This is a genomic window from Streptomyces sp. NPDC007901 (genome assembly GCF_042959465.1).
In the GTDB taxonomy this organism is placed as follows: domain Bacteria; phylum Actinomycetota; class Actinomycetes; order Streptomycetales; family Streptomycetaceae; genus Streptomyces.
In genome coordinates this window covers 1-3,612 of record NZ_JBIBKW010000077.1, presented here as the reverse complement: position 1 = coordinate 3,612, position 3,612 = coordinate 1, and the positions used below count along the sequence as shown (strand labels likewise).

At 66.6% G+C, this 3,612-nt stretch carries 4 pseudogenes; all 4 read left to right on the top strand.

The window, feature by feature from the left end:
* Positions 1–331 precede the first annotated feature (331 nt).
* Positions 332–1,682 (top strand): annotated as a pseudogene (locus ACFZDK_RS55575) (IS30 family transposase).
* Between the two features lie 7 nt (positions 1,683–1,689).
* A pseudogene (locus ACFZDK_RS55570) lies at positions 1,690–1,968 on the top strand (integrase core domain-containing protein); the annotation flags it as partial.
* A 359-nt stretch (positions 1,969–2,327) separates the two neighbouring features.
* A pseudogene (locus ACFZDK_RS55565) lies at positions 2,328–2,624 on the top strand (transposase family protein); the annotation flags it as partial.
* A gap of 65 nt (positions 2,625–2,689) precedes the next feature.
* Positions 2,690–2,926: pseudogene (locus ACFZDK_RS55560) on the top strand (transposase); the annotation flags it as partial.
* Between the last annotated feature and the right edge of the window lie 686 nt (positions 2,927–3,612).

The window sequence follows — 3,612 nt, the reverse complement described above, 5'->3', positions numbered from 1 at the left end:
AGTCGTCACACTCGCCGACAGTGCCGCCACCCGTGACGGAGCGTCACCGGCGCACGGTGGCACATCCCGGCTTCACGGAAATCTTGCCAGGGCCACGTTCAGGTGTACGCCGACAACATGGACCAGGGAAGATGGAGCGGCAGGCACGGGACCTCAATGTGATCAACTGGCGTAGACACCCTGATCATCACCGGTCTCGTGCCTGTGCTGTTGCCACGTCAACTCCCGCTGAGCAGGACGGATTCAACTGATCGTCGCAACACCTTGATCGGGAGGTGGAGCGGTGGGCTCTGTGGAGCGGCACAAGCAGGTTCGTGCGTATCGGGGGTTGATGCCGTCGCCGGGCAGGCCGTCGGTGGCCTGGCGTGAGGACAGGGTCAGGTTCTGGACGGCGATCGCTCGGGGTGCCAAGACCGAGGATGCGTGCAGTGCTGCCGGGGTGTCCGGGCCGGTGGGGTTCCGCTGGTTCCGGCACGCTGGCGGCGTGAATCCGCGTCTAGCTGATGAGGTGTCCGGGCGCTACCTGTCGTTTCCCGAACGGGAGAACATCGCCGTCTGGCATGCCCAGGGCGCCGGCATCCGCGAGATCGCCCGCAGGCTCGGACGGGCGCCGTCGACGGTCTCCCGTGAGCTGCGGCGCAATGCCTCCACCCGGACCTACAAACTCGACTACCGGGCCTCGACCGCACAGTGGCACGCTGAACGCCGGGCCCGGCGCCCGAAGAAGGCCAAGCTCGTCGACAATCCGAGGCTGCGAGCCTATGTCCAGGCCCGTCTGTGCGGGGGACGTCACCGACGCCGGAGGCAACCGTGTGGGCCCGGAGGGCCCGGCCTGGAAGGGGCGCAACAAGCCGCACCGCGGCGACAGAGGCTGGGTGACAGCATGGAGCCCGGAGCAGATCGCGCGACGCCTGCCGGTCGAGTTCCCCGACGATGAGGACATGCGCATCAGTCACGAGGCGATCTACCAGGCGCTCTACGTCGAGGGACGTGGTGCGCTGAAACGCGAGCTGGTGGCCTGCCTGCGCACCGGACGGGCGCTGCGTGTTCCCCGGGCACGCAGCCGGCAGAAGGCGTGGGCTCACGTCACCGACAAGGTCCTCCTCAGCGAGCGTCCCGCCGAGGCCGAGGACCGCGCCGTTCCCGGGCACTGGGAGGGCGACCTCATCATCGGGCTGAAACGCTCGGCGATCGGGACTCTCGTCGAGTGCACCACCAGGTTCACCATGCTGGTCCACCTGCCGCGCGAGGAGGGTTACGGTGTGGTCCCGCGCACGAAGAACGGACCCGCTCTGGCCGGATACGGCGCGATCACGATGAAGAACGCCCTGGCCAGGACGATGACCACACTGCCTGAGCAACTTCGGCGGTCTCTCACCTGGGACCGCGGCAAGGAACTGTCCGCGCACGCCGCATTCACGGTCGAGACCGGCACCCCTGTCTACTTCGCGGACCCCCACAGCCCCTGGCAACGCGGGACCAACGAGAACACCAACGGCCTACTGCGCCAGTACTTCCCCAAGGGCACCGACTTGTCCCGCTGGAACAGCGAAGAGCTCCAGGCCGTCGCGGCGGTCTTCAACAACCGACCCCGGAAAACCCTCGGGTGGCGAACCCCGGCTGAAGCGTTCACCAAGCAGCTACGATCGCTCCCACCAGCCAGCGTTGCAACGACCGATTGAATCCGCCCAGTTCGGGTCCTGGGCGTTCACCCAGCGCGCGAGGGCCTCCGGTCTGCTGCCCTCGATGGGCTCCATCGGGGACTGCGTGGACAACGCGATGATGGAGTCCTTCTGAGCCCGGGTCCAGGTCGAACTACTCAACCGCAGACGGTGGAGGACGCGGCTGGAGCTGTCCACCGCCCTGTTCGAGTACCTGGAAATCTTCCACAACCGACAGCGCAGACACTCCGCCCTGGGCATGCTCAGCCCGGTGGACTACGAACTCCGCACCCCGCCAGTAGCCTGAAACCAAGCAACTCGACTCCACCCAACTCGAGACAGTCCAACCGTTCTTCTTGGCGCGCTTCGCACCGGGGCCGGGATGGGAGAACGTGAGGCCCTTGTTCGAGGCTTTGGCGGCTCTCAGGGGCCCGGATCCGGATGGGTCTCGGACCGTCGCAGTGGTGAAGCCATTGCTCGACTTGGACCTCACGCTGGTTCCGGTCGGCGGCGGGCAGTGCTTGCTGCAGGTGTCCAAGGACTGCTGGCTGCGCATCGAGGGATCCGAGGCTAGTCTTCGTTACTGAGCCTCTTTCATCCTGTGCTGGGGGGTGAATTGGGCTGGTCAGCGGGTGTGGTGACGAGGCAGGGCCCCTCGTCGTTGGCGTGGTGATTCCACTCAGCACACCAGCGACCGAAGGGGCCCTGTTGGTTCCGCATCCTGCCATGCTCGACGTCCCCCATGAGCTCGTTGAGCATGTCGGCTGGCTGCTGCATGAGCACCGGCTGGCCCGCACCACCCGCTGGCGCAAGCCCGGTTGCTTCCAGCAGGCACTGATCACCCTGGTCCACCTACGCAAGAACGAGACATTCGCCCAGCTCGGCGCGGGGTTCGGTATATCCGAGAGCTCTGCATGGCGCTACGTCGACGAGGCCCTGGACGTCTTGTCCTCCTGGGCCCCCGTGTGCCTGACCAGCGAAAACGCCGCCTCAAGTCCGGAAAGACTGTGCTTCTTACGCCACACACCGACAACCCCGATGCGCTCACGCGCTGGATCGCCCAGGTCCGAGCAGCCGCATCTGCCCCACCTACACGCCTTCACCCGAGGCCTGGACCGGGACATCGACGCCGTGATCGCCGCCCTCACGCTTCCCTACAGCAACGGCCCCACCGAGGCGTCAACACCAAGACCAAACGGATCGCACGCCAGATGCACGGCCGAGCAAGCTTCACCCTGCTCCGCCACCGCATCCTCCTCGGATAACAGCACGCTCCGCCACCACCGAATATGAGACAGGGCCGAACGTCTTACAGTCCCGAACCCTAGGCAGCTGACATCGGCAACTCCAAAATCCCCGACTGTCAAGCTTGCAGTTCCGCTGTCTGCTGGTGAACCACGAGGGGGGTGGGAACGTCGTGAAGGCGAAAGCTGTGATGACCTTTTTGGAGGCCGTGATGCCTGCTGAAGACCAACGTGCAGAGACGGACGAGCAGGGCCGGGAACAGGGGGGTGCGCAGACGGCGCGTCGCCGGAGGCCGCCCAGGCCCGACTCGGTGCTCACCCCGGAGGAACTACGGCGCCGGGAACAGAACAGGGCATCCCGCGCGAGGACCCTTACGCGGAGGGCGGAGGGTGAGGGGGCGGCGCCTCGCCAGAGGGCTGAGGTCAGGCCCGCCTCGGCGCTCACCCCGGAGCAACTACGGATCCGGGAACAGAACAGGGCAGCCCGCGCGAGGACCCTTAAGCGGAGGGCGGAGGGTGAGGCGGCGGCGCCTCGCCGGAAGGCTGAGGCCAGGCCCGCCTCGGAGCTCACCCCGGAGGAACTACGGCACCGGCAAAAGAACAGGGCAGCCGTGGCGAGGCACCGTATGCGGTTGAAGGAGGGGCAGGGGGCGGTGCCTGCGATGGATTCGTCCGGAGCGGCTGGGCTGGTGGAGGCTGATACGGAG